We start from the raw sequence: 21,615 nt of genomic DNA, 5'->3' as shown, positions 1-21,615 counted from the left end.
CGCTACAATAATTAATGTTATTATCCCTTTCGCTCGATTTCTTTCAAGTTCTCCATTTTCTTTTTCCGGAGGAAGCCTTGGATGTCTTCGAGGTGCTCGGTGACTTTCTTGTTGCCGAACTCGTAGACTTTTTCTGCCAGTCCGGTGAGAAAATCACGATCGTGCGACACGACGATGAGGGTGCCGTCGAAGTTTTTCAAGGCACTTCTCAGAATGTCCTTGGTACGTAAGTCCAAATGGTTGGTCGGCTCGTCGAGAATCAACAGGTTCACGGGGGATAGCAATAGTTTTATCATTGCCAGACGGGTACGTTCGCCCCCGGAAAGGACTTTTACTTTTTTGTCCACGTCGTCGCCACTGAACATGAAGGCTCCAAGCATATCCTTGATTTTGTGTTTTAGTTCCAATGGGGTTACGTCATCGATGGTCTGGAAAACGGTGAGGTTTTCGTCCATGAGCGAGGCTTGGTTCTGGGCGAAATACCCGATCTGGACGTTGTAGCCCAAGGTCAGCTTTCCGGTGTAGGGGATTTCTCCCATGATACATTTCACGAGGGTGGATTTTCCTTCCCCGTTGCGTCCGACGAATGCTACTTTCTCGCCTTTCTCTATCGTAAAGCTGGCGTTTTGAAAAACGACATGACCGTCATAGTCCTTCGTGAGTTCCTCGGCGATGACGGGATATTTACCCGAATTGGGGGCAGGCGGGAATTTCAGTCGTAAGGCGGAAGTATCTACTTCATCCACTTCCAGTATTTCGAGTTTCTCGAGCATTCTTACCCGGGATTGCACTTGCAGCGTTTTGGAGTAGGTTCCCTTGAAGCGTTCGATAAATTCCTTGGTTTCGGCAATCATTTTTTGTTGCTCGTCATAAGCCTTTTGCTGTTGGATACGGCGTTCTTGGCGCAACACGAGGTATTGCGAGTAATTAACCTTGTAGTCGTAGATACGCCCCATGGTGACCTCTATCGTGCGGGTGGTGATGTTATCCACGAAAGCCCGGTCGTGGGAGATCACGACAACCGCTTTCCCGTTGTTCACGAGGAAGTCTTCCAGCCATTGGATGGAGTCGATATCCAAGTGGTTGGTAGGTTCGTCGAGCAGTAATACATCGGGATTTTTAAGCAGCATTTTTGCTAACTCGATGCGCATACGCCATCCCCCGCTGAAGTCGGAGGTCGGGCGGTTGAAGTCTTCCCGTTGGAATCCCAAGCCTAAAAGAATCTTTTCAACATCCGCCTCGTAATGCGTGGAGTCGATGCTGTAAAATTTCTCGCTCAGGGTGGAAACGTCCTCAATCAGTTTGTAATACTCGGGTGAATCGTAATCCGTTCTTTCGGTCAGTTGTTGGTTCAGACGTTCAATCTCTTTCTCCATCTCGAAAAGATGGGCGAAGGCCTGTGCGGTTTCATCGAAGACGGTACGCTCGTTTTGAGTCATCAGATGTTGGGGCAGATAGGCTATCACCGTGTCTTTCGGGCAGGAAACGTTACCCCGGTTGGGTTGTCTTTCCCCGGCAAGGACTTTCAACAGGGTGGACTTGCCCGCCCCGTTTTTACCCATGAGGGCGATACGGTCTTTGTCGTTAATCACGAATGATATGTCTTTAAAAAGTGCTCTGTCTCCAAATTCTACTGTTAATCCGTCTACTGAAATCATATAAATTGAAAATTGAAAGTTGAAAATTGAAAATGGATTCACCATTTCCAAATGGCGGTGCGAAGATAAAATAATTTGTTTATATTTGTGCATGAACGGCGAAAAGAGAAAACTTGCTTTTGTAAAAGGCATGAAAAATGAAGGAAAAAATATGAGCAAATCTATTAGTATATTAGACAAGGACTATCTGCAATGGGTGAAGGAGTTGAGTATCCGTTATCGTCAGAGTCAGATAAAAGCGGCGGTAAAGGTGAACAGTGTTCTCATCGAATTTTATTGGGGATTGGGAAGCGATATCGTTTCGTTGGAAGTGGATAATAAATACGGGGGTAAATTCTATGCTACCCTTAGTGCGGATTTGCGTAGGGAAATGCCCGGTGTAGAAGGACTTTCCGAATCGAATATACGATATGCCAAGCGTTTTTTTCAGCTTTATGCCGACCGTTCTCGAATTCTTCCACAACTTGTGGAAGAATTGTGGAATATACCGTGGGGACACCATCGCTATATAATAGACAAGTGTTCGGATAACTCCGACAAAGCCTTGTTTTATGTGCGCCAAATCTTAGAACACGGGTGGAGCCGTGCAATGTTGCTCAATTTCCTCGATACCGATTTATATGAACGGCGAGGGAAGGCTCTAACTAATTTCCAGCACACGATGCCTGTTGTTACAAGTGATTTGGCTCAAGAACTTACAAAAGATCCTTATAGTTTTGATTTTCTTGCCATGCGTAAGGGCTATAATGAACGGCAATTGAAGGATGCGCTGTTGATGAATATCACTAATTTTCTGGTAGAACTTGGAACGGGCTTTGCTTACGTGGGGAGGGAATATCGGTTGCAAATAGGTCAAAAGGAAAAATTCATCGATTTGTTGTTTTACAATCTTACTATCCGTTGCTACGTTGTGGTGGAAGTCAAGATAGACGAGTTTGATTCTGCCGATATAGGTCAGCTTGGTACTTATGTGACAGCCGTAAACCATCTTTTACGTAAAGAAGGAATAGATAATCCAACAATAGGGTTACTTATTTGCAAGAATAAGGACAATTTGTTGGCGCAATATGCGCTGGAATCAAGTCGTCAACCGATTGGTATATCAGAATACGAGTTGTCCCAACTTTATCCAACCGAAGTAGAGGGAACCATACCATCAATTAATGAGATAGAGTCGAAATTAAATGATAGATAGTTTTGATTTGCCTTGTTTCATGAGATATTTCGTGTATATTTGCGGTATAAACAAAGTGCCGCAAGGCCAATATTAATCTTCTAATACATGAACACGATGGCAATTTTTTTACAACAATCGCAAGTGGGGGTATTGAACTTTGAATCTGTCAAAGGGAATGCTTGCTGCTGTTGTTGCTGTCGATGTAGATAATTCGGAACTTATTTATTCAGTGATGTAATGATTTTTGATTCGGTGATTATTTAGAATCATGGAGTCATAAATCGTCGATCATAAATCAAAAATTATACAAATGGTAAAGAAGAACATTCTTGAAACCATCGGTAATACACCGATGGTGCGTATTAATAATTTATACATGAAACCCGGCGTGAATATTTACGCCAAGTTGGAGGGATTTAATCCCACGGGAAGTATTAAAGACCGGATTGCAATGCAGATGATCAAGCAGGCGGAACGGGAAGGGAAGCTGGTGCCCGGGAAGACAATTATCGAACCCACGTCCGGTAACACGGGAATCGGGTTGGCAATTATCGGTATCGTGAAGGGATATGACGTGGAGATCGTGATGAGTGAGGCGGTTTCCGTGGAGCGACGGAAGATTATCCGGTCGTATGGGGGAAAAGTGATTCTGACTCCTGCGGCGGAGGGAACGGACGGGGCGATTCGGCTGGCTCATAAATTGGTGGAGGAGAACCCGGGGAAGTATTTTATGCCCGATCAATTTAGTAATGCCGGGAATTATCAAGCTCATTACGAGAATACGGCGATCGAGATATGGCAGCAGACAGAGGGGGAGATTGATTATCTGGTGAGTGCTCTCGGTACTTCGGGGACGATTATGGGCGTTTCCCGTTTTCTGAAAAAGATGCAGCCGAACATAAAGGTCGTGAGCGCCCATCCCGTGAAAGGGCATTATATACAGGGACTGAAAAACATGGATGAGGCAATCGTACCCGCTATTTATGATCCGTTGCATATCGATATGCAGGTTATGGTCGAGAGCGAGGAGGCTATTGCTATGGCACGGGAGATTATCGCCAAAGAGGGTATTTTTGCCGGCATGAGTAGCGGGGCGGCTATGCTGGCGGCATTGAGGACAGCGGAACGGATCGATGCCGGGAATATCGTGGTGATATTCCCCGATAGGGCGGAAAAGTACTTGAGTACCTCGATGTTCGATGATTTGGCAGATGATTAAATCTGCCGGATAACCCGTGCAGGGCAAACGCGTCAAGACGCTTTTTGCCCTGCACGGGTTAAAAGTTTATAAAGTCTATAAAGTTCATAAGGTTTATGGACCCTAGCGGGCGCTTTGTCCACGGCAGCATGGCTGCCGGTAAACCTTGTCCGAAGGACGCCCGTTACTTTATGAACTTTATAAACTTTATGAGCTGAAAGTTCAACTTTATGAACCGGGCAAACGCGTCTTGATGCATTTGCCCTAGTGGGGGATGGCACCTTTTTTGTTAGCTTGTTTAACAAAGTTAGGAATAAAATAGTGTGAACGAGAACAAAACGATAAGAAATATCGTAAAACGTAGTTACGAATAAAATTACAAATTATTATGCAGGTATCAGATATAGGATTGATAGGTTTGGCGGTGATGGGTGAAAATCTTGCGTTAAACTTGGAAGATAAAGGTTACACGGTTTCTGTTTATAACCGGGTACATCCTGACCGGGAGAGCGTCGTGACTCGTTTTATCGAGGGACGGGGGAGAGGGAAACGCTTTCATGGGACCTACACGATAGAGGAATTTGTGGAATCGGTGCGTCTGCCTCGGAAGATCATGTTAATGGTCAAGGCGGGCGATCCCGTGGACGAATTGCTCGGGCAGCTTGTGCCGTGGCTTTCTCCCGGGGACGTGATTATTGACGGGGGAAACTCCGATTATCACGACACGGAACGCCGGGTGAAGATGTTGGAAGAGAAGGGATTTTACTTTATCGGGGCAGGCATTTCCGGTGGTGAGGAAGGTGCTTTACACGGGCCTTCTATCATGCCGGGAGGGTCTGAAATGGCTTGGCCGCTCGTGAAAGATATACTTCAGTCGATTGCCGCGAAACTGGATGACGGTTCGCCTTGTTGCGAATGGATAGGGGCGGGGGGTGCCGGACATTACGTGAAGATGGTTCACAACGGTATCGAATACGGGGATATGCAGTTGATTGCCGAGACATATTCCATATTGAAGAGGAGGACCGGGTTGGATAATGACGGGTTGGGCGACGTGTTCGAGCAATGGAACCGGGGAGAATTGAATAGTTTTTTGATAGAGATTACCTCTCGTATCCTGCGCTATAAAGAGGAGAACGGGGATTATCTTCTGGATCATATACTGGATGTCGCCGGACAGAAGGGAACGGGGAAATGGAGTGTCATCGCCTCGCTGGATGAAGGTGATCCCCTGACGTTGGTTTCCGAAGCCGTGTTCGCCCGTTTCATGTCGGCATTGGTGGAGGAACGGGAACGGGCTTCCAAGCAATATCCTTCCGGTAAAGTGGGTGATATGAAGACGAATATCCCCTTGAATCACGAGGGAATAGAAGCGGTGAGGGACGCGTTGTACGCGGCGAAGCTGATTTCTTACGCGCAGGGCTTTTCCTTGATGCGCAGGGCTTCCGAACGTTACGGGTGGAACTTGGATTTGGGAACGATAGCCAAGATATGGCGTAAGGGCTGTATTATTCGTTCCGTGTTCCTCGAGCGGATCACGCGGGCATTCCATAAAAACAGTTCTTTGGAGAATCTTTTGTTTGACGCCTTTTTTCACGAGAAGATGGAGGATGCACTTTCCGCCTTGCGGGGAGTTATCGTGGATTGCGTGTTCAACGGGATAGCTGCTCCCTGTTTCTTCGCGGCGTTGAGTTATTTCGATAATTTGCGCACGTTGGATTCTTCCGCGAATATGATTCAGGCACAACGGGATTATTTCGGGGCGCATACTTACGAGCGGACAGACACGGAGAGAGGGCGCTTCTTCCACACGGACTGGACAGGGGAGGGCGGAAAAACAGTTTCAGGTACTTATAACGTGTAAAAGAATATGAACAGACCGGAGGATCAAGTATTGGTAATTTTCGGGGCATCGGGCGATTTGACTAAACGTATGCTGATGCCATCGCTATACGAGCTCCACGCGCGACAAATGTTACCGGAGCGTTTTGTTATTTTGGGGACATCGCGAACCCCGATGAGCGACGATGAGTTCCGCTTGTCTATACGCGTGATGCTGCAGGAGTTGAAAGGGGAGAATAATTTGAAGGGTGAGGAGGTCGATAGTTTCATGCGAAAAGTGTATTACCAGCCGTTCGACCCGGAGAATGGGGCGGACGAGTTGGGTGAGCGGGTGATGTTTCTCATGGAGGAGAATGCGATACCCATGAAGGTCGTGTATTATCTGGCGACTCCGCCGACTTCTCAACAGGCGATAACGAAATATTTGGGGCGGAGTTGTTTGTTCCGGGTGAAAGAAAAAGGCGGTTGGCATCGTATCGTGGTGGAGAAACCTTTCGGAATTAACTTGGAAACCGCCCGAACGTTGAATAATTCTTTGCTGGAAGTATTCCGCGAGAACGAGATTTACCGAATCGACCATTTCTTGGGGAAGGAAACGGTGCAGAATATTTTGGTGTTGCGGTTCGCTAACCAGATATTCGAGTCGATGTGGAACCGGAATTATATTGATTACGTGGAGATATACGCCTTGGAATCTCTTGGAATCGAGAAGCGGGGGAAATATTACGAGACGGCGGGTGCGCTACGGGATATGGTGCAAAATCACTTGATGCAGTTGCTGGCATTCGTGGCGATGGAATCACCGGCGACGATGGAACCGGAGGTGATACGCGACGAAACGGCAAAAGTATTGCGTTCCCTGCGGCTATGGACGGGTGAAGATATTGCCCGTAATGTCATCCGGGCGCAGTACGAGGGGGGAGAAGTGAAGGGGCAAACCGTGCCGGGATATCTGCAGGAGAAGGATGTAGCCCTTGATTCGGACACGGAGACGTATGTTGCCTTGAAAGTATTTATTGATAATTGGCGATGGAGTAACGTGCCTTTCTATATTTACACGGGAAAGCGTTTGAAGGATAAACGTTCGGGCGTGGTAATCCATTTCAAATCTACCCCGCACAAGTTGTTCGAGGGGCAATGTCAAGGGACGTCCTGCAACCAGTTGATTATCCGGATGACGCCGGACGAGGGGGTGATGCTGAAATTCGGGTTGAAGATGCCGGGAGGCGGATTCAAGGTGCAGCAGGTGGGTATGGATTTCCTGTACGCATCGCTTTGCAATAATTATTTGCCGGGGGCTTACGAGCGCTTGTTGCTGGATGCCATGCAGGGGGATTCCATGCTTTATACCCGGAATGATGCTTTGGAGGCAAGCTGGCGTTTTATTGACCCTATCGAGAGTTATTGGCGGGAACATCCGGGGAAAGATTTGTTGTGTTACGCGGCAGGGAGCGAGGGACCTGATTTAACCGGAGTGTGGGACGTATTGCCGCCCGTGTCGAAAGAAGAGAAAAATGTTTGTTGGTTATGATGATAGATGAACGTACGGGATTGGTGTTGGAAGGCGGTGGCATGAGAGGTGTCTTCACAGCCGGGGTGTTGGATTGGCTGATGGATAACGGGATGTACTTCCCTTACACGATAGGTGTTTCAGCCGGGGCGTGCAACGGTTTGTCGTATGCTTCCCGGCAACGGGGGAGGGCGAAAATCTGTAATATCGATTTGTTGGACAAGTACCGGTACATCGGGGTGAAATATTTGTTCACGAAACGGAGTATCATGGATTTCGATTTGATTTTCAATGATTTCCCGACTCGTATTATTCCTTACGATTACGACACTTATTTTGCTTCACCGGGGCGTTTCGTCATGGTCACGAGTAATTGCCGGACGGGCGAAGCGAATTATTTCGAGGAGAAGAACGATAGGGTACGTTTGTTGAATATCTGTCGGGCATCATGCAGTTTGCCTTTCGTGTGCCCGAAATCTTACGTGGACGGGGTGCCTATGCTCGACGGGGGAATTAGTGACGCGATACCCATCCGTAGAGCGATTGCCGATGGTTTTTCTCGGAACGTGGTTGTGTTGACACGTAATAAAGGTTACCGGAAAGAGGTGACGGATAAGTCTATCCCGTGGTTTATGTACCGCCGTTACCCGGCTTTGCGGGAGAGCTTGAGGGTGAAGAATAAGCATTATAATGAAACCCTCGACTACGTGGAGCAACTGGAAGAGGAAGGACAGGTGATTATCATCCGACCGGAGCGACCGCTTGAGGTCGACCGGATAGAACGGGACGTGTTGAAACTGACGGATTTGTACAATCAAGGATATGAATGTGCCAAACAGGTATTAAGCAGTTATTTGTGATGTTATGGAAGAATTGACGTTGACAACCCCTTCGATATTATTTTCCGCCATTTCGTTGATTATGTTGGCGTACACGAACCGTTTTCTGGCTTATGCCCAAGTGATACGGAATTTGAAAGGGGAACATGAAAGTCGTCCGAATGCGATGACTAAATTGCAGATTGATAATCTGAAAAAGCGACTTTATATGGCAAGGTCGATGCAGATATACGGGGTAATGAGTTTGCTGCTTTGCGTGATATGTACCCTTTTTATCTATATCGGGTTGCAGACCGTGGCGGTTTATACTTTCGTGCTGGCTTTGTTGCTGCTGGTAATTTCTTTGGGAATATCCGTGAAGGAGATACTTATTTCCGTGAAGGCGTTGGAATACAGGTTGGATAATGTACTGCCGGAAGAAAAGGAACATCCACGCCGATAATTACCTGATGTTTACGGGGAATGTCGTCGGAAATGTTTTTTGATATAGAGCAATTTTTCCGGTACGATTTATTCTTTACTTTTGTGGCGAAATAATAAGGAGATGGTAAAAGCAATTTTTTTTGATATTGACGGGACTTTAGTGAGTTTTGAAACTCACCGGATACCGGAGTCTGCGGAGAGAGCGATACTTGCCTTGCGGGAGAAAGGCATTTTGGTTTTTATCGCTAGCGGAAGACATTTGCTTTCTATAAATAACTTGGGTTCGCTGGTGTTTGACGGGTATATTACTTTGAACGGGGGATATTGCCTCGCGGGGAAAGAGCAGGTGATTTACAAGCACAGTATTCCCGAAGAGGATATTGCCTCGCTCGTGCAATACATGGAGAAGGAGAATGAGTTTCCTTGTATCTTTGTTCACGAGCATACACTGTATTTGAACTACCACAACGAACAGAGCCATGAAGTCTTTCAAATGCTGGATTTTCCGGAACCCCCGGTCGCTCCTTTGCGGGAAGCGAGTAAGGGAGAAACGTTTCAATTGGTTGCATTTTTCACGAAAGAACAGGAAAGAGCAATCATGGAGGTTATGCCCCGCAGTGAGGCCACTCGGTGGAACCCGCTTTTTACCGATGTTATTCCCCGGGGCAGCAGTAAGAGTGTCGGGATTGACAAGATGCTGGAACATTTTGGAATTGCTTTGGATGAAACAATGGCTTTCGGTGACGGGGGGAATGATATTTCCATGTTACAGCACGCGGGAATCGGCGTGGCAATGGGAAATGCCGGGGATGAAGTGAAGAAAGTTGCCGATTACGTGACCTCTTCCGTGGACGAGGATGGCGTGATAAATGCTTTACGTCATTTCGGGGTGTTGTAAATCCGAATAAAATCCTTACTTTTGTGCTTAGAAACTAAAAAAATACACCAATGAAGATGTCTAAATAATTAAGTCGGTTATAAAAACCGATATGAAAATCTCCGAATGGAGCATCGGGTTTTATCAATTGTTTCATGTGCCGGTATGACCGTTCAGAGGTCATCGAGTGCCGACTTTTAATTTAGAGATCATGTCCCTTAATCTATAAGAGTTTGTAAAGTTTATGAGGTTTGTAAAGTACGCATCCTTACAAGATTCTTTATGAACTTTACAAACGCATGGGTGCATCGCTCCGATCTCTTCGAGTGATTAATTTCTAAACATTGATTTATGAGTGATATAATAGTAAAACAAATAACTTATATTCATCAGGATAGAGAGCCATTGTTTCAAAATATCAGTTTCACGGTTGACGCGGGAGAAAAAGTGGCGTTGGTAGGAAATAACGGTTCTGGTAAATCCACGCTTCTGAAGATTATAGCGGGACAACTACAACCTTCGGGGGGAGAGATTGTCTGTGATGCCGCACCTTATTACATCCCGCAGCACTTGGGACAATATGATTCCCTGACGGTAGCGGGTGCATTGCGGGTGGAGAGAAAAATAAACGCCCTGCATGCTATTTTAAGAGGTGAGGTTGATGCAGAGTATTTCTCCGAACTTGATGACGATTGGCAGATAGAGGAGAAGTGTCGGGCAGCGCTGGACGGTTGGGAGTTGCAACACGTGGAGCTAACCACGTGTATGGCGTTGTTGAGCGGTGGGGAGAAAACCCGTGTCTTTCTTGCTGGACTTGATATCCATACCCCTTCTGTCGTGTTGCTGGATGAACCGACGAACCATTTAGACCATTGGAGTAGGGAGAAGTTGTATGAAACGATTTGTCGGGGGAATGCCACGGTCTTGGTAGTGAGTCACGACAGGACTTTATTGAATTTGCTTCACCAGACGTTGGAGTTGAGCGGGAGAGGAGTAACTGTTTATGGCGGGAATTATGATTTTTACCAAGAACGGAAAGAGATTAATATTCATGCTTTGCAGGAACGTGTTGAAGACCAACAGAAAGAGTTGCGTCTGGCAAAGAAGATAGCACGGGAGGCAGCAGAGCGTCAGCAAAAGAGAGAGGCGCGGGGTGAGAAACTGAGTTCGCGGAAAGGGACTCCCCGTATCATGATGAATACATTGAAAAACAGGGCGGAAAGTAGTTCGTCCAAGTTGAAGGACGTGCACGCGGAGAAGATAGGCTCTATCGCCGACAGTCTTTCGGAAAGTCGTGCGGCACTATCTGAGCCGGGACGGATGAAAGTGAATTTTAACCCGTCCGTGTTGCACGAGGGCAAGATTTTGCTTACGGCACGGGATATTAATTTTGGATACTCGACGGAAATGTTGTGGGCGCATCCTCTTCATTTTCAAATTAAGAGCGGGGAACGAATCGCTTTGAGTGGACGAAACGGTTCGGGGAAAACTACTTTATTGCGTATGCTGTTGGGAAAATTAGAACCGACACGTGGTGAACTGATACGGGCTGATTTCAAGTATGTCTATCTTGACCAAGAGTATTCCATGCTACGGGATAATCTTACTGTTTACGGGCAGGCGGAATATTACAACGTGAACAATCTGCCGGAGCATGAATTGAAAATGCGACTTAATCGCTTTTTATTCCCTGCCGAGGTATGGGATAAACCTTGCGAGCAATTGAGTGGAGGTGAACGGATGAGATTGATTTTTTGTTGTCTGATGATAAGTAATAATACGCCCGATGTGTTCGTGTTGGACGAACCCACGAATAATCTGGATATTCAGAATATTGAAATCATGACTTCTACGATTCGGGATTACCGGGGTACCGTGATTGTCGTGTCGCACGACCGGCGTTTTATGGAGGAGATAGGGGTGGAACGTTGTATTGATTTATCTTCGAGAGATTTGTGTTAAAAGTTAATTTCCCTATATTTGCGATTATTGTTTGGTAATAGAGAGTGGATATTAAAATGGATTTGGCAAATGAGAGCATGTGTTTTATGGATATTGTATTTGTGCGTGTGTTGTTCGGGGAGTAAAGATGATAAGATTGAGCAAGTTCCGGAATCATCTTTGGATACTTATACTTGGATGGGAAGTCTTGAAGACGAGTGCTTGTTGAGCATGTTGTCCATTCCCGGGACGCATGACAGTGGGGCGAAAGGTTCTATTTTAGGAATGGCTAACGCTCAAGATTTAACTTTGGAAGAACAATTGGGGTTGGGAGTTCGCTGTTTTGATATTCGGTTGAAGGACGCGAAAGAGGGATTGGAAATTCAACATGGCATAGTATCTTTCGGCTTGTCTTTCGAGAATGACGTGTTACCCGTGTTTCGCCGGTATCTCGAGAAATACCCGACGGAAACACTGGTTGTAAGTTTGAAAGATGAAAATTGCAAAAACACGGAGGTTTATGTTGATGAGGTATGGCGTGTACTGAATAGTGATGCTATGCGTCCCTTTGTCGTGGAGGATTTCAAGGCAAACCTGACGCTTGGGGAATGTCGGGGGAAAATTTTGTTTCTGCATCGTTATAATTTGCGGAAAGAAAGATATGTCGGGGGTGAGTTTGCTCCCGGTGGATGGAAAAATAGTGCAACCTTTGAAACGAAAATCTGGGGAAACGGAGATAGAATAGCAACATGTGTCGTGGAGGACGAGTATGAATCCTACGCGTTGAAAGATTCTCAAAAGAAGGTGGACGCGGTGATGGCGAATGTACGGCAAGCCCGGACAAGTGCCGACACGGATTGGTATATAACATTCGTTAGTGCCACGAAAGGACTTACCGCCACGCCGGAGGCTTTCGCCGATAAAGTGAATCAACCTGTAGCGGATGCTATCGGGGCTTTAGGAAAAGGGAAATGCGGATTCGTGCTGATGGATTATGCCGGGAAAACGGAAGGGCGTCAACTGGTGCAGGCTGTTATAAATAGTAATTTTAAAGTTTCAAAATAGTAGGGCGAACTCACGAATCTTTGGAAAGCGGTGATGCTGCGGTGACTCGCTTTTAAAATTGTGCGATTTAGGTTTACGGGATACCGTAATGGCTATTTCGCGCAATTTTTGTTTTGTATAACCAAAGTTCCGGAGAGGAACTACTGCGGTAATACATTAATTCATGTTTACTAACATATCACTTCCGGTTTAATAGTACAAAAAATGTTGTAGATTCCCTGTAAGTTCGCTGTAGAAACGCTGTACATGTACAGCGTTTCTACAGCGAACTTACAGGGAATCTATTGTGTTTTATACGGGAGTAATACGGTATTGATATGGGTTTAATATTTGTTTCATGTCTGTATTCCATTTGTTTACATTGTATACTCTTGCTTTTTCGCACATGACCTTCAGGGGAGAGCGTGTGCGAAAGTGCCCTTGATGGTCTTTATAGGTTTTCTAGGGGTGTTTTGATTTTTTTCAGGATAAATATGCGTTGATAGATAGAAATTGTGTGGAAAATTTTGGAGATTTGCGGATAGAACGTATTTTTAGCTTCTCAAAAAAATAATTAGGTAACCGTGGAGGGAGAGGATTTGTCCATAAATGCTTTGCAGCGTTATGACGATGACGCTATCAAGTTGTTGTTCGAACAGTATTACACCCCGCTTGTATTGTTCGGGAAAGGTTACGTGGACGATTTGGACGCGAGTAAGGATATCGTGCAGGAGGTTTTCACGGTTTTGATTGAGGCGAAGGAGAAATTTGCCTCGATAGATAATCTGAAAGCTTATTTATATCAAGCGACGAGAAATCGTTGTTTAAAGTATCTTCGCCATGAAGAGGTGAAGAAAAAGTATGCAGAGGATGTGTTGCACGGGAGCGAGGAGTATTATTTGAATGGTATTTTGGAGGAAGAAGTGTATCATCATTTGATGAAAGCGATTTCTGAGCTTCCCGAGCAGTGTCGTAAAGTGTTTTTGTTGGTATTGGAGAATAAAAGCAATCAAGAGATTGCTGATATTCTGTCGCTTCAGGTGGAAACCGTGAAGTCGTATAAGAAAGCGGGTAAAAAGATGCTTTACGAGCGTTTGAAACATGTTGTTCCCGCGGCAGGGCTGACCTTTTTGTTTTATATCTGATTTTTTCCGAAAAAAATTGTCGGTTTAATACCCCCTTTTTTTAAAGATGGGGGTCATTGCTTATGTAATGTAGAATTTGATATGAAAAAAGAAAAAGATATATTTCGGTTGGCGGATGTGATAGCCCGCTCGTTGGAAGGGACATTGAGTGCCGATGAACAGAGAGAGTTGGACGAGTGGTTGGCTGTTTCGGCAGCTAACCGGGAGAAATACGAGGGGTTTAGGACAGCCGGGGCGTTGGAAAGAAAGAGCGCGGAGTATCAGCAAGTGGATTGGCAAGGTGATTGCAAGAAGTTTATGGCTTCCCGGGCGAGGTCGCAAAGACGCCGGAGGGTGCAATGGTTCGCACGGTACGCTGCCGTGTTCGTGTTGTTGTTCGGGGTGGCGATTTGGTTATATATCAGCGCGGGACACGAGAAGGGCGAGCGTCCGGTAGCCCAATACGGGGTGGCTGTTTCAAAGAATGCTATCTTGACGTTGGCAGGGGGAGAGCAAGTGGTTTTGTCCGATAGTAATTTTAGCGCGTTGAAAATGCAAGGGGATATACACGTGACCGTGGAGGGGAATAATATATCTTACACGAATCGTAATGACGGTGAGGAGAAGAGGGAGAAGAAGGTGTTGTTTAACACGCTTCGGATTCCGAGAGGGGGAGAGTATTTCTTGACCTTGTCTGACGGGTCTACCGTTTGGTTGAACGCGGAAACGGAGATTCGCTATCCGGTGGAGTTCGTGGGGGATAAAAGAGTCGTGTACGTGGAGGGGGAAGCTTATTTTAACGTGAAGAAGGACGAGAAGCGTCCTTTCGTGGTGAGAGCCGCTCAGGCAGACGTGAGGGTGCTCGGTACCTCGTTTAATTTCAGGGCTTATCCCGACGAGGATGGTGTTACGACCACGTTGGAAAGCGGGTCGGTTATCATGGTATCCCAGAAATCAAAGCAGGAAGTTCGTCTGGAACCCGGGGAACAGGGGACTTTGGATAAGGAGTCGGGAGAGTTGTCGAAGCACGCGGTGGATACGTATTTGTATTCCGCGTGGAAAGACGGGCGTTTTGTTTTCGAGGATGCCCGTTTGGAGGATTTGTTCCATGTTTTGGCCCGTTGGTATGATTTGCACGTGTTTTACGTTCATCCGGGGGCGAAGGATATTCGTTTCACGGGGGATTTGAACAAGAGCGAGGATTTCGGGGCGATACTCGAGATTATCGAGAATAATGAACGTGTGGAATTTGAAGTGAACGAACGGACAGTGTCTATTCGATTGCGATAAAATTAGACCCTTGGTGCGCCAACACCAAAGGTCTAGAGATTGTTATTAAGTTTTATTTTACAACAGTACAAATGTATGAAAAAAACAATTGAAAATTGCCATCATCATGGTAGATGGCGAAAAGAATGGAGAATTATGAAGTTATTTTTTATCTTGGCCTTTATAGGGGTGATGCAGGTGTCTGCTCGCACTTATTCGCAGACGGTAAGATTGAGCGTGACGTGTTCCGACGCTTCTTTGAAGAGCGTGATGAATGATATTCGGGCTCAATCCGAGTATAGCTTTTTCTTTGATGATGTCGCGGTAGAAAAGATAGCGAATATCTCTTTGGATTTGAAGGATGCCACGATAGATGAGGTGTTGGAAGCCTGTTTGAAGGGTACGGGATTCGGGTACCGGATTCTGGATAAGACTATTATTCTTTTCAGGGAGAAGGCAAAGGACGAGGAGAAGAAAAAGACGTATCTTATCAAGGGAAAGGTGCTTGACAACCAGAATCAACCTTTGCCGGGGGTAACGGTTTTGCTGGATAGTACCCGGATTGGAACGGTGACGGATACTGCCGGGGGATTCGTGTTGCCTTTGCCGAAGGAGAAAGGTTATTTGTGTTTTTCTTTCATCGGTTTCAAGTCACAGCGGGTGGCTTACACGGATGGGAAGCCGTTGACGGTGAAGATGCAGGAGGATATATCGGGCTTGGACGAGGTGCAAGTGATTGCCTACGGTTCACAGCGGAAGAGGAATGTCATCAGTGCAATTTCTTCGGTGAAAGGGGAGGATTTGCAAGAGATGCCGACGCATAGTCTGGAAAATTTGCTCCAAGGACATATGGCGGGAGTTGAGATTAATAATATTTCCGGTTCTCCCGGTGGCGGTGGTACCGTGGTTGCCATTCGCGGTTACAACTCTTTGTTTGTTGAAGGCGAGGGGCAGGACCGTTCGTATGGTACGCCTTTGTACGTGGTGGATGGAATCCCGATGCAGGCGTTTACTTCCCCGGTGACGGGTGCCAACGCGTTGTCGAATCTGGACCCTTCGATGATTGAGTCTGTCGAGGTGTTGAAAGACGCTGCGTCTGCTGCGATTTACGGTTCGCGTGCCGGTAACGGTGTGATTTTGATTACCACGAAGAAAGGACAGAGCGGTAAAGCCCGTTTCACGGCAAACGTTTCTTATTCGGCTTCTTGGTTGCCCGTGGCACCGAAGCAGGTGGGGGGACGTTACGAGCGGATGTATCACTTGAATGCTTGGGTTAACACGGTTGCTCCTTACAAGACGGAGAGCGGGGAATGGAAACTACCCACTTCTTACGAGGAGGTGTATAATAATCGTTATGACCATGGTCCGGTTTATGATTGGTTCTGGAGTGGTGCCAACGGACCTCAGAATGCCTTGATATTACAGGATAGTTTGAACCCGTTTTATAATAACTCGACGAATTGGTATAGGCAGAATTACCAGACGGCAAAGGTGATTAACGCTAACTTGCAGGCATCAGGAGGAACGGGAACCACGCGTTACATGGTGGGTGCCGGGTATTATGACGAGGAAGGTATCATGCCGAACACGGGTTTTACTCGCTTTACCGTTCTATCTAATTTATCCGCTCAACCGGCGAAGCGTTTACGGTTGGATTCTCAGTTGGGACTCGCCTATAGTGACCGTAGCCGGGGTAGTAATGCCGGGTCGGGAGCCGGTAAGTTCGAGGAAATTACTTCCGACCCCACGGAGACACCCACGTTGTTGCCCGGTAGCGGGGCTTTTGGGGAAGCCATGTTGAAGAATTTGAACCAGACTTCCGAGAAGAACCAAAGTTATTCGTTGCGTTACAATATGGTGCTTGATTACGAGTTGATTCGTGATTTGCATTTGAAAGTGTCAGCGGGTATCGATTATAACCAACAGAACCAGAATGTGTTCAAACCGAGTACGTTGGACCCGAACACGAATGCGGCTTATCGTTTTTCAACTTCGAAGGGGACGATTACCCGGGATTTGTCGATACTGAACGAGAATTTGTTGACGTATAGTTTCAATTACTTGGAGAAGCATAATTTCGATGTCATGTTGGGATTGTCTTTCCAGAAAGACCAGAGTTATTCGAATGGAGGAGAGGGTATTAATGGTCCGAATGATAAAATTCAATACGTGGGTGAAGGTTGGGGAGGCTCGAATGGCATAAACCAAATTGCCCCGGGTAGTGAGTTGGAGTCGTACGCTTCCGCGTTTAATTATTCGTCCGGATTCTCGGAGGAGCGGATGTGCAGTTATTTCGGGCGTTTGACTTACAATTTCAGAGATAAGTATATGCTTGAAGCCACGGTTCGTCGGGATGGTTCTTCCGTTTTCGGGGAGAAGGTGCGTTGGGCTACTTTCCCATCGGTTGCCGTGGGGTGGATTTTCACGGATGAAGATTTCATGAAACGTTTTTACTGGTTGAGTTTCGGTAAAATCCGTGCCAGTTGGGGTACTTCCGGTCAGAAATTCGGGCAACGTTATCTGGCTCAAGGCGTGTTTTCTGCCAGCGGAATGTTCTTGGGAAACTCGGGAATGGCACCAAATAAGAGTGGTGGTGTGATTAACAGGAGGTTGAGTTGGGAGGAAACGGACCAGTATGATGTCGGTTTGGACTTGAGTTTCTTGGACTATCGTTTGAAGATGAATCTCGATTACTATTATAGGTACACGACCGGGCGTTTGAGTAAATGGGATTTGCCGGGAGATGTGTATTTCCATACCTTCCAGTGGCAGAACGCTATGGCGATATCCAATCAAGGTATAGAAATTGAACTGGAGGCGGATATTTTGCGTGAAACCGCGGTGAAGTGGAGAATGAAATTTAATTTCTCGAGAAACTGGAATCGTTTCGAGAAGAGTACGGACGGTTATGATTACGGTAGCCAAGTGATAGGTAAACCCTTGAATCAGATTTTGGCATACAAGACTTCCGGTTTTTATGATAGCATGGATGAGGTCCCTTTTATTTATAACGCTCAAGGAGAGAAACAACCCTTGTGGTCGGGAGTGAACACGTATGCTGTGTTTTTCCCGGGGGCTCGCCGTATCGAAGATTTGAACGGGGATGGAAAGATTAGTTTTGATGACAGGTACTATGCCGCAAGCCCTCTCCCGAAAGGACATGGTGGTTTTATAAATGAAATTCGTTGGAAGAATCTTGATTTGAATATCATGTTCAACTATTCGATAGGTCGTCATGCAGTGGCTGTTTATGATGACTACTGTTTGGCCCCGAGGGAGGAGAGTGGTCCGCTGTTCGTGAGTCTTAAAGATTTGAAACCATGGACGGGTACCGGTTCGAAAGCCGATTATCCGAAAGCACAGAAGTATATGTACTTGGAAAACCAGTACGTGGGAATATATGACGAGGATATCGAAACGGTGCATTTCGTGCGTTTGAAGCAGTTGACTTTAGGATATAATTTTGGAGAAGGTGTTTGTAAAAAGATAGGTTTAAGTGGAATCCGGGCTTTTATGACGGCGGAGAATTTATTCCTGTTGACGAATTATTCCGGTATTGACCCCGAGTTGATAGATATTACTTCCGGGACGGATAATTTGCGTTCTTATCCTTTGCCGCGGAAGTTTACAATCGGATTGACTGTTAATTTTTAAAATGTAGAGCATGAAAAAGATATTGATACTTTTTTTGTTTATTCCCTTGTTCTCTTGTAATGATTGGTTGACGGTTGAGCCGGAGGATTCGGTTACTTTTGTGAATTATTTCAAGAGCGAGAGTGAATTGGAAGCTTTGTATAATATGGTGCAAAGCAGGATGAAATATGTTTGTTTTGGCAGACAGCCTTATTTTTATTCTTCCATAGATGCGGATGACGTGCAGTCCGACGTGGACGGGTATCGCAAATTGGATGTGCTTAAATACACGGGGACTTCAAACACGCAGAGTTGGACGGCTTTTTATAACGTGATTTATTTGACAAACGTGATGATAGAGAATCAACATCGCTTCGAGAATGTGTCGAAAGAACGGGCGGATTTTTGGTTGGGGCAAATACATTTTGCCAAGGCATTGGCTTATTTCCGGGTGGCTCAGATTTGGGGAGATGCTCCTATCACGCCGAGTTCGGAGTCCATTGACCCTATCGGTAAAAGTCCCGCTTTGGAGGTTTTGCAGGAAGCGCTTAAGGAAGCTAGAGCCGCGTTGGTTTTGCCCACGCATGACAAGTTGGTAGGTGCGACAGGTGCCGCAATAACCACGAAACAATGTGCCAGCCTAGGGACGGTAAATACTTTGTTGGCTAATATTTGCGCTTGGATGGGCGGTTTGACCGGGGAACGGAAATACTGGGAGGATGCGGAGCGGTATGCTTCCGAGGTGTTGGACGGGAAAGCCGGAGTTTACGATTTGGAGAGTATGAACGGGTTGATAGAGAACGTGCTTGGCAAGAACCGGAAGAGTGACGAGATTATTTACGCTATTTCGAACAACGCGTTAGATTATGACCGGAACTACGAATCGTTCCAGAAAGAAGCTCCGGGGCATTTCCTGATTTCTTATCCTTATCTCACGGAAGATAAAAGTGAGATTGCCAACTTGGTGAATAATAGTAAGAACGCGTATACCCGAATAAAAGTGACCACGGTAAAGGAAATCTATCCGGAGGAAAATGATTTGAGAAGAAAAGAGTTTTGGTATAAATTGGGAGAGTTGAAGTATTATTCTAAATCGGAGTCAGAATCAGAGTCAGAGTCGGAAACAGACTTGGAGTCGAAAGAGGATAGCTTGTATTCTCCTTACGCTCATATCGCGAAGTGGCGTTATATGGTTCGACAAATGAAAGAAGATATCGCGGGTATGCCTGCAATCTTGACTGATTGCGATTGGGTGTTCTGGAGATTGGCGGACCTGATTTTATTACGTGCCGAGTGTCGGGTGCAGTTGGATATGACGGATGAGGCTGTTAGTGATTTGGACCGCGTGCGTGAACGTGCAGGATTAGCAGGATATGCCGGTAGCACGAGCAAAGAGGCTTTGCGTGAAGAGGTGTTCTTGGAAAGACGTCGGGAGTTGTTCGGCGAGGGGCAGTATTATTTTGATATTGTGCGGAACGGGTATTTCCGGAAATATCTGTTGGGTGGCTATCGTACGCTGACCGACGAGGATGTTAAGAATGGCGCTCTTTACACGAAAGTGCATTCCAATGCTTTTAGAAAGAATACGTTAATGACTCAAAATACTTATTGGCAATGGCAAGAATAATGAATAATATATTGAAAATTGCGATTTGCATCGTGATGGTAGGATTGGTTTCGTGTACCAAGTGGAATTACGATGACGGGGGTGTGTCGAATGGGGTGCACGATTGTTCCATGTGGGAATACCTGCATACCCAATCCCGGGATTGGGATTCTACAATTGTGATGATTGAGCGTGCAGGGTTGAGAGAGTTGTTCGAGGGGAAAGGGGAACACGAGCAAATTACTTTCTTAGGATTGACGAACTATTCGATTCGTACCTATTTGTTGGATATGGGATACAAGCAGGTGAACAGTATGTACTGGGATGAGTGTCAAGCTATTTTAAGCAAGTTGATTATCACGGAACGAGTGATGGTGGCAGACGTGCCTCGCGGAACATGGGATAGCCAAACGGGCGAGGTGACCGGAGGCAAGGAATATACTTTGCTGGATGGCACAACCGCGATATTGTGGACGACTCAAGAGCCTTATATGGATATGAATACCAGTGAAGTGGGTATCGTGCGATTGAATTTCAAGCTGGAGGAAACGAATGTGTCGCGGGCATTGATATTCTCTTCGGATATTCAGACGAACAATGGTGTAGTGCAAGCACTGGGATATGATTTTAACGTGTCGGATATATATTAAAATGAAAGCGATGAAGAAATTATTATATGCACTCGTGTTATTGGGATGTAGCTTTTTGTATGCTTGTAATGACGTGACTGTCGGGTATTTGGATTGTGCTAATGCCGGATATTCGAAAGATTCCTTGGAGATTGTGCGTTTTTCTAATCTAGCCACGGAGATGGAAGGTTTGAAAACGACATTGGATGCTTTGTATTCCAACGAGGAGTTGGCAGGGCTGTTTGACCAAATGGAGTCGTTGGATGTCGAATTGAAGGAGCTGGAAGCTAAGATGGAAGAGATGTATGAGCAAGCGTATGCGCTCATGGAGGAGATGGACATAGAGAATGGGGCGATGAATCCGGACTTCGATAAAATAGCAGAATTGCAGGCGAAAGCTGATGAAATGAATAATATCATGGAGAATGAATACCTCCCTCTGCAAATAGAATTGGAAGATGAAATCTATGCATTGATGGATCAAATCATTGAAACATGCACGGATATGGGGCAAGATGATCCTTTCATGCTGGAAGAACTGATCACGGAACGGCAAAACCAGATTGATAAAAATACCCCGTGGACAACCTCGACGATTGGTCAGATTCTGGGGACAGAGCCTATGCGCTACTACTTGGAAAGCGTTCGTAGTGACCGGGGAGAGGAAGCTGCGAAGGATTTTGCCTCTTACGTGCAAGTTGTCGGTGGCGGTCGGATTTACGTGGATATGCAGGTTGATTCTCCTGCAGGTAATTATTGGGTATCCTTGAGGGTGGAGAATGAAGGGCATTCGGCTGTCTTGCGGGATGTGTTTAAGTTTATATTAAAAGATTAGATTCAAAAGA

Annotated in this window: 16 protein-coding genes; 15 read left to right on the top strand and 1 reads right to left on the bottom strand. The window is 46.0% G+C overall.

Annotated elements, in window-relative coordinates; genetic code table 11:
* Positions 1 to 20: 20 nt before the first annotated feature.
* Positions 21 to 1,658: an ABC-F family ATP-binding cassette domain-containing protein gene (locus H8S64_RS14120; protein WP_186976821.1), complete on the bottom strand. Its 1,638-nt coding sequence runs from the start codon at positions 1,656 to 1,658 to the stop codon at positions 21 to 23.
* A 151-nt stretch (positions 1,659 to 1,809) separates the two neighbouring features.
* On the opposite strand from H8S64_RS14120, the gene H8S64_RS14115 reads away from it, so the two are divergent.
* The 15 genes from H8S64_RS14115 (at position 1,810) to H8S64_RS14045 (ending at position 21,605) form a co-directional block, all read left to right on the top strand.
* The gene (locus H8S64_RS14115; RefSeq protein ID WP_186976819.1) at positions 1,810 to 2,853 is read left to right on the top strand and encodes a PDDEXK nuclease domain-containing protein; all 1,044 of its coding nucleotides are present in this window, start codon (positions 1,810 to 1,812) and stop codon (positions 2,851 to 2,853) included.
* 292 nt (positions 2,854 to 3,145) lie between these two features.
* On the top strand, positions 3,146 to 4,054 hold the full coding sequence (locus H8S64_RS14110; protein ID WP_186976817.1) for a PLP-dependent cysteine synthase family protein: 909 nt from the start codon (positions 3,146 to 3,148) through the stop codon (positions 4,052 to 4,054).
* Positions 4,055 to 4,421: 367 nt separating this feature from the next.
* Positions 4,422 to 5,897 (top strand): decarboxylating NADP(+)-dependent phosphogluconate dehydrogenase, encoded by a 1,476-nt coding sequence (gene gnd, locus H8S64_RS14105; RefSeq protein WP_186976815.1) that lies wholly within the window; start codon positions 4,422 to 4,424, stop codon positions 5,895 to 5,897.
* Between the two features lie 6 nt (positions 5,898 to 5,903).
* On the top strand, positions 5,904 to 7,406 hold the full coding sequence (gene zwf, locus H8S64_RS14100; RefSeq protein WP_186976812.1) for a glucose-6-phosphate dehydrogenase: 1,503 nt from the start codon (positions 5,904 to 5,906) through the stop codon (positions 7,404 to 7,406).
* Complete coding sequence (locus H8S64_RS14095) at positions 7,403 to 8,245, top strand: patatin-like phospholipase family protein (RefSeq protein ID WP_099290588.1); 843 nt, start codon at positions 7,403 to 7,405, stop codon at positions 8,243 to 8,245. Before zwf ends, H8S64_RS14095 begins: the two co-directional genes overlap by 4 nt.
* A gap of 4 nt (positions 8,246 to 8,249) precedes the next feature.
* A complete protein-coding gene (locus tag H8S64_RS14090; RefSeq protein ID WP_186976810.1) occupies positions 8,250 to 8,666 on the top strand; it encodes a DUF2721 domain-containing protein in 417 nt (138 codons plus the stop codon).
* Between the two features lie 102 nt (positions 8,667 to 8,768).
* Positions 8,769 to 9,545: a Cof-type HAD-IIB family hydrolase gene (locus tag H8S64_RS14085; RefSeq protein ID WP_186976808.1), complete on the top strand. Its 777-nt coding sequence runs from the start codon at positions 8,769 to 8,771 to the stop codon at positions 9,543 to 9,545.
* Between the two features lie 330 nt (positions 9,546 to 9,875).
* Complete coding sequence (locus H8S64_RS14080) at positions 9,876 to 11,486, top strand: ABC-F family ATP-binding cassette domain-containing protein (RefSeq protein WP_186976806.1); 1,611 nt, start codon at positions 9,876 to 9,878, stop codon at positions 11,484 to 11,486.
* Between the two features lie 69 nt (positions 11,487 to 11,555).
* Positions 11,556 to 12,530: a phosphatidylinositol-specific phospholipase C gene (locus tag H8S64_RS14075; protein ID WP_186976804.1), complete on the top strand. Its 975-nt coding sequence runs from the start codon at positions 11,556 to 11,558 to the stop codon at positions 12,528 to 12,530.
* 563 nt (positions 12,531 to 13,093) lie between these two features.
* Positions 13,094 to 13,654, top strand: coding sequence for an RNA polymerase sigma-70 factor (locus H8S64_RS14070; protein WP_186976802.1), 561 nt, complete (start codon positions 13,094 to 13,096; stop codon positions 13,652 to 13,654).
* A gap of 81 nt (positions 13,655 to 13,735) precedes the next feature.
* Positions 13,736 to 14,923 carry a FecR family protein gene (locus H8S64_RS14065; protein ID WP_186976800.1) on the top strand — a complete coding sequence of 396 codons (1,188 nt, stop codon included), beginning with the start codon at positions 13,736 to 13,738 and terminating at the stop codon, positions 14,921 to 14,923.
* 75 nt (positions 14,924 to 14,998) lie between these two features.
* Positions 14,999 to 18,556 (top strand): SusC/RagA family TonB-linked outer membrane protein, encoded by a 3,558-nt coding sequence (locus H8S64_RS14060; protein ID WP_255469544.1) that lies wholly within the window; start codon positions 14,999 to 15,001, stop codon positions 18,554 to 18,556.
* 10 nt (positions 18,557 to 18,566) lie between these two features.
* A complete protein-coding gene (locus H8S64_RS14055) occupies positions 18,567 to 20,162 on the top strand; it encodes a RagB/SusD family nutrient uptake outer membrane protein (RefSeq protein WP_186976798.1) in 1,596 nt (531 codons plus the stop codon).
* Positions 20,150 to 20,791: a hypothetical protein gene (locus H8S64_RS14050; RefSeq protein ID WP_255469542.1), complete on the top strand. Its 642-nt coding sequence runs from the start codon at positions 20,150 to 20,152 to the stop codon at positions 20,789 to 20,791. Before H8S64_RS14055 ends, H8S64_RS14050 begins: the two co-directional genes overlap by 13 nt.
* A 10-nt stretch (positions 20,792 to 20,801) precedes the next feature.
* Positions 20,802 to 21,605 (top strand): hypothetical protein, encoded by an 804-nt coding sequence (locus H8S64_RS14045; RefSeq protein ID WP_186976796.1) that lies wholly within the window; start codon positions 20,802 to 20,804, stop codon positions 21,603 to 21,605.
* The last annotated feature ends 10 nt before the right edge of the window (positions 21,606 to 21,615 follow it).

It is taken from the genome of Butyricimonas hominis (assembly GCF_014287455.1).
In the GTDB taxonomy this organism is placed as follows: Bacteria; Bacteroidota; Bacteroidia; order Bacteroidales; family Marinifilaceae; genus Butyricimonas; species Butyricimonas muris.
The sequence above is the reverse complement of the archived record's forward strand: the minus strand, read 5'-3'. Positions and strand labels throughout refer to the sequence as shown.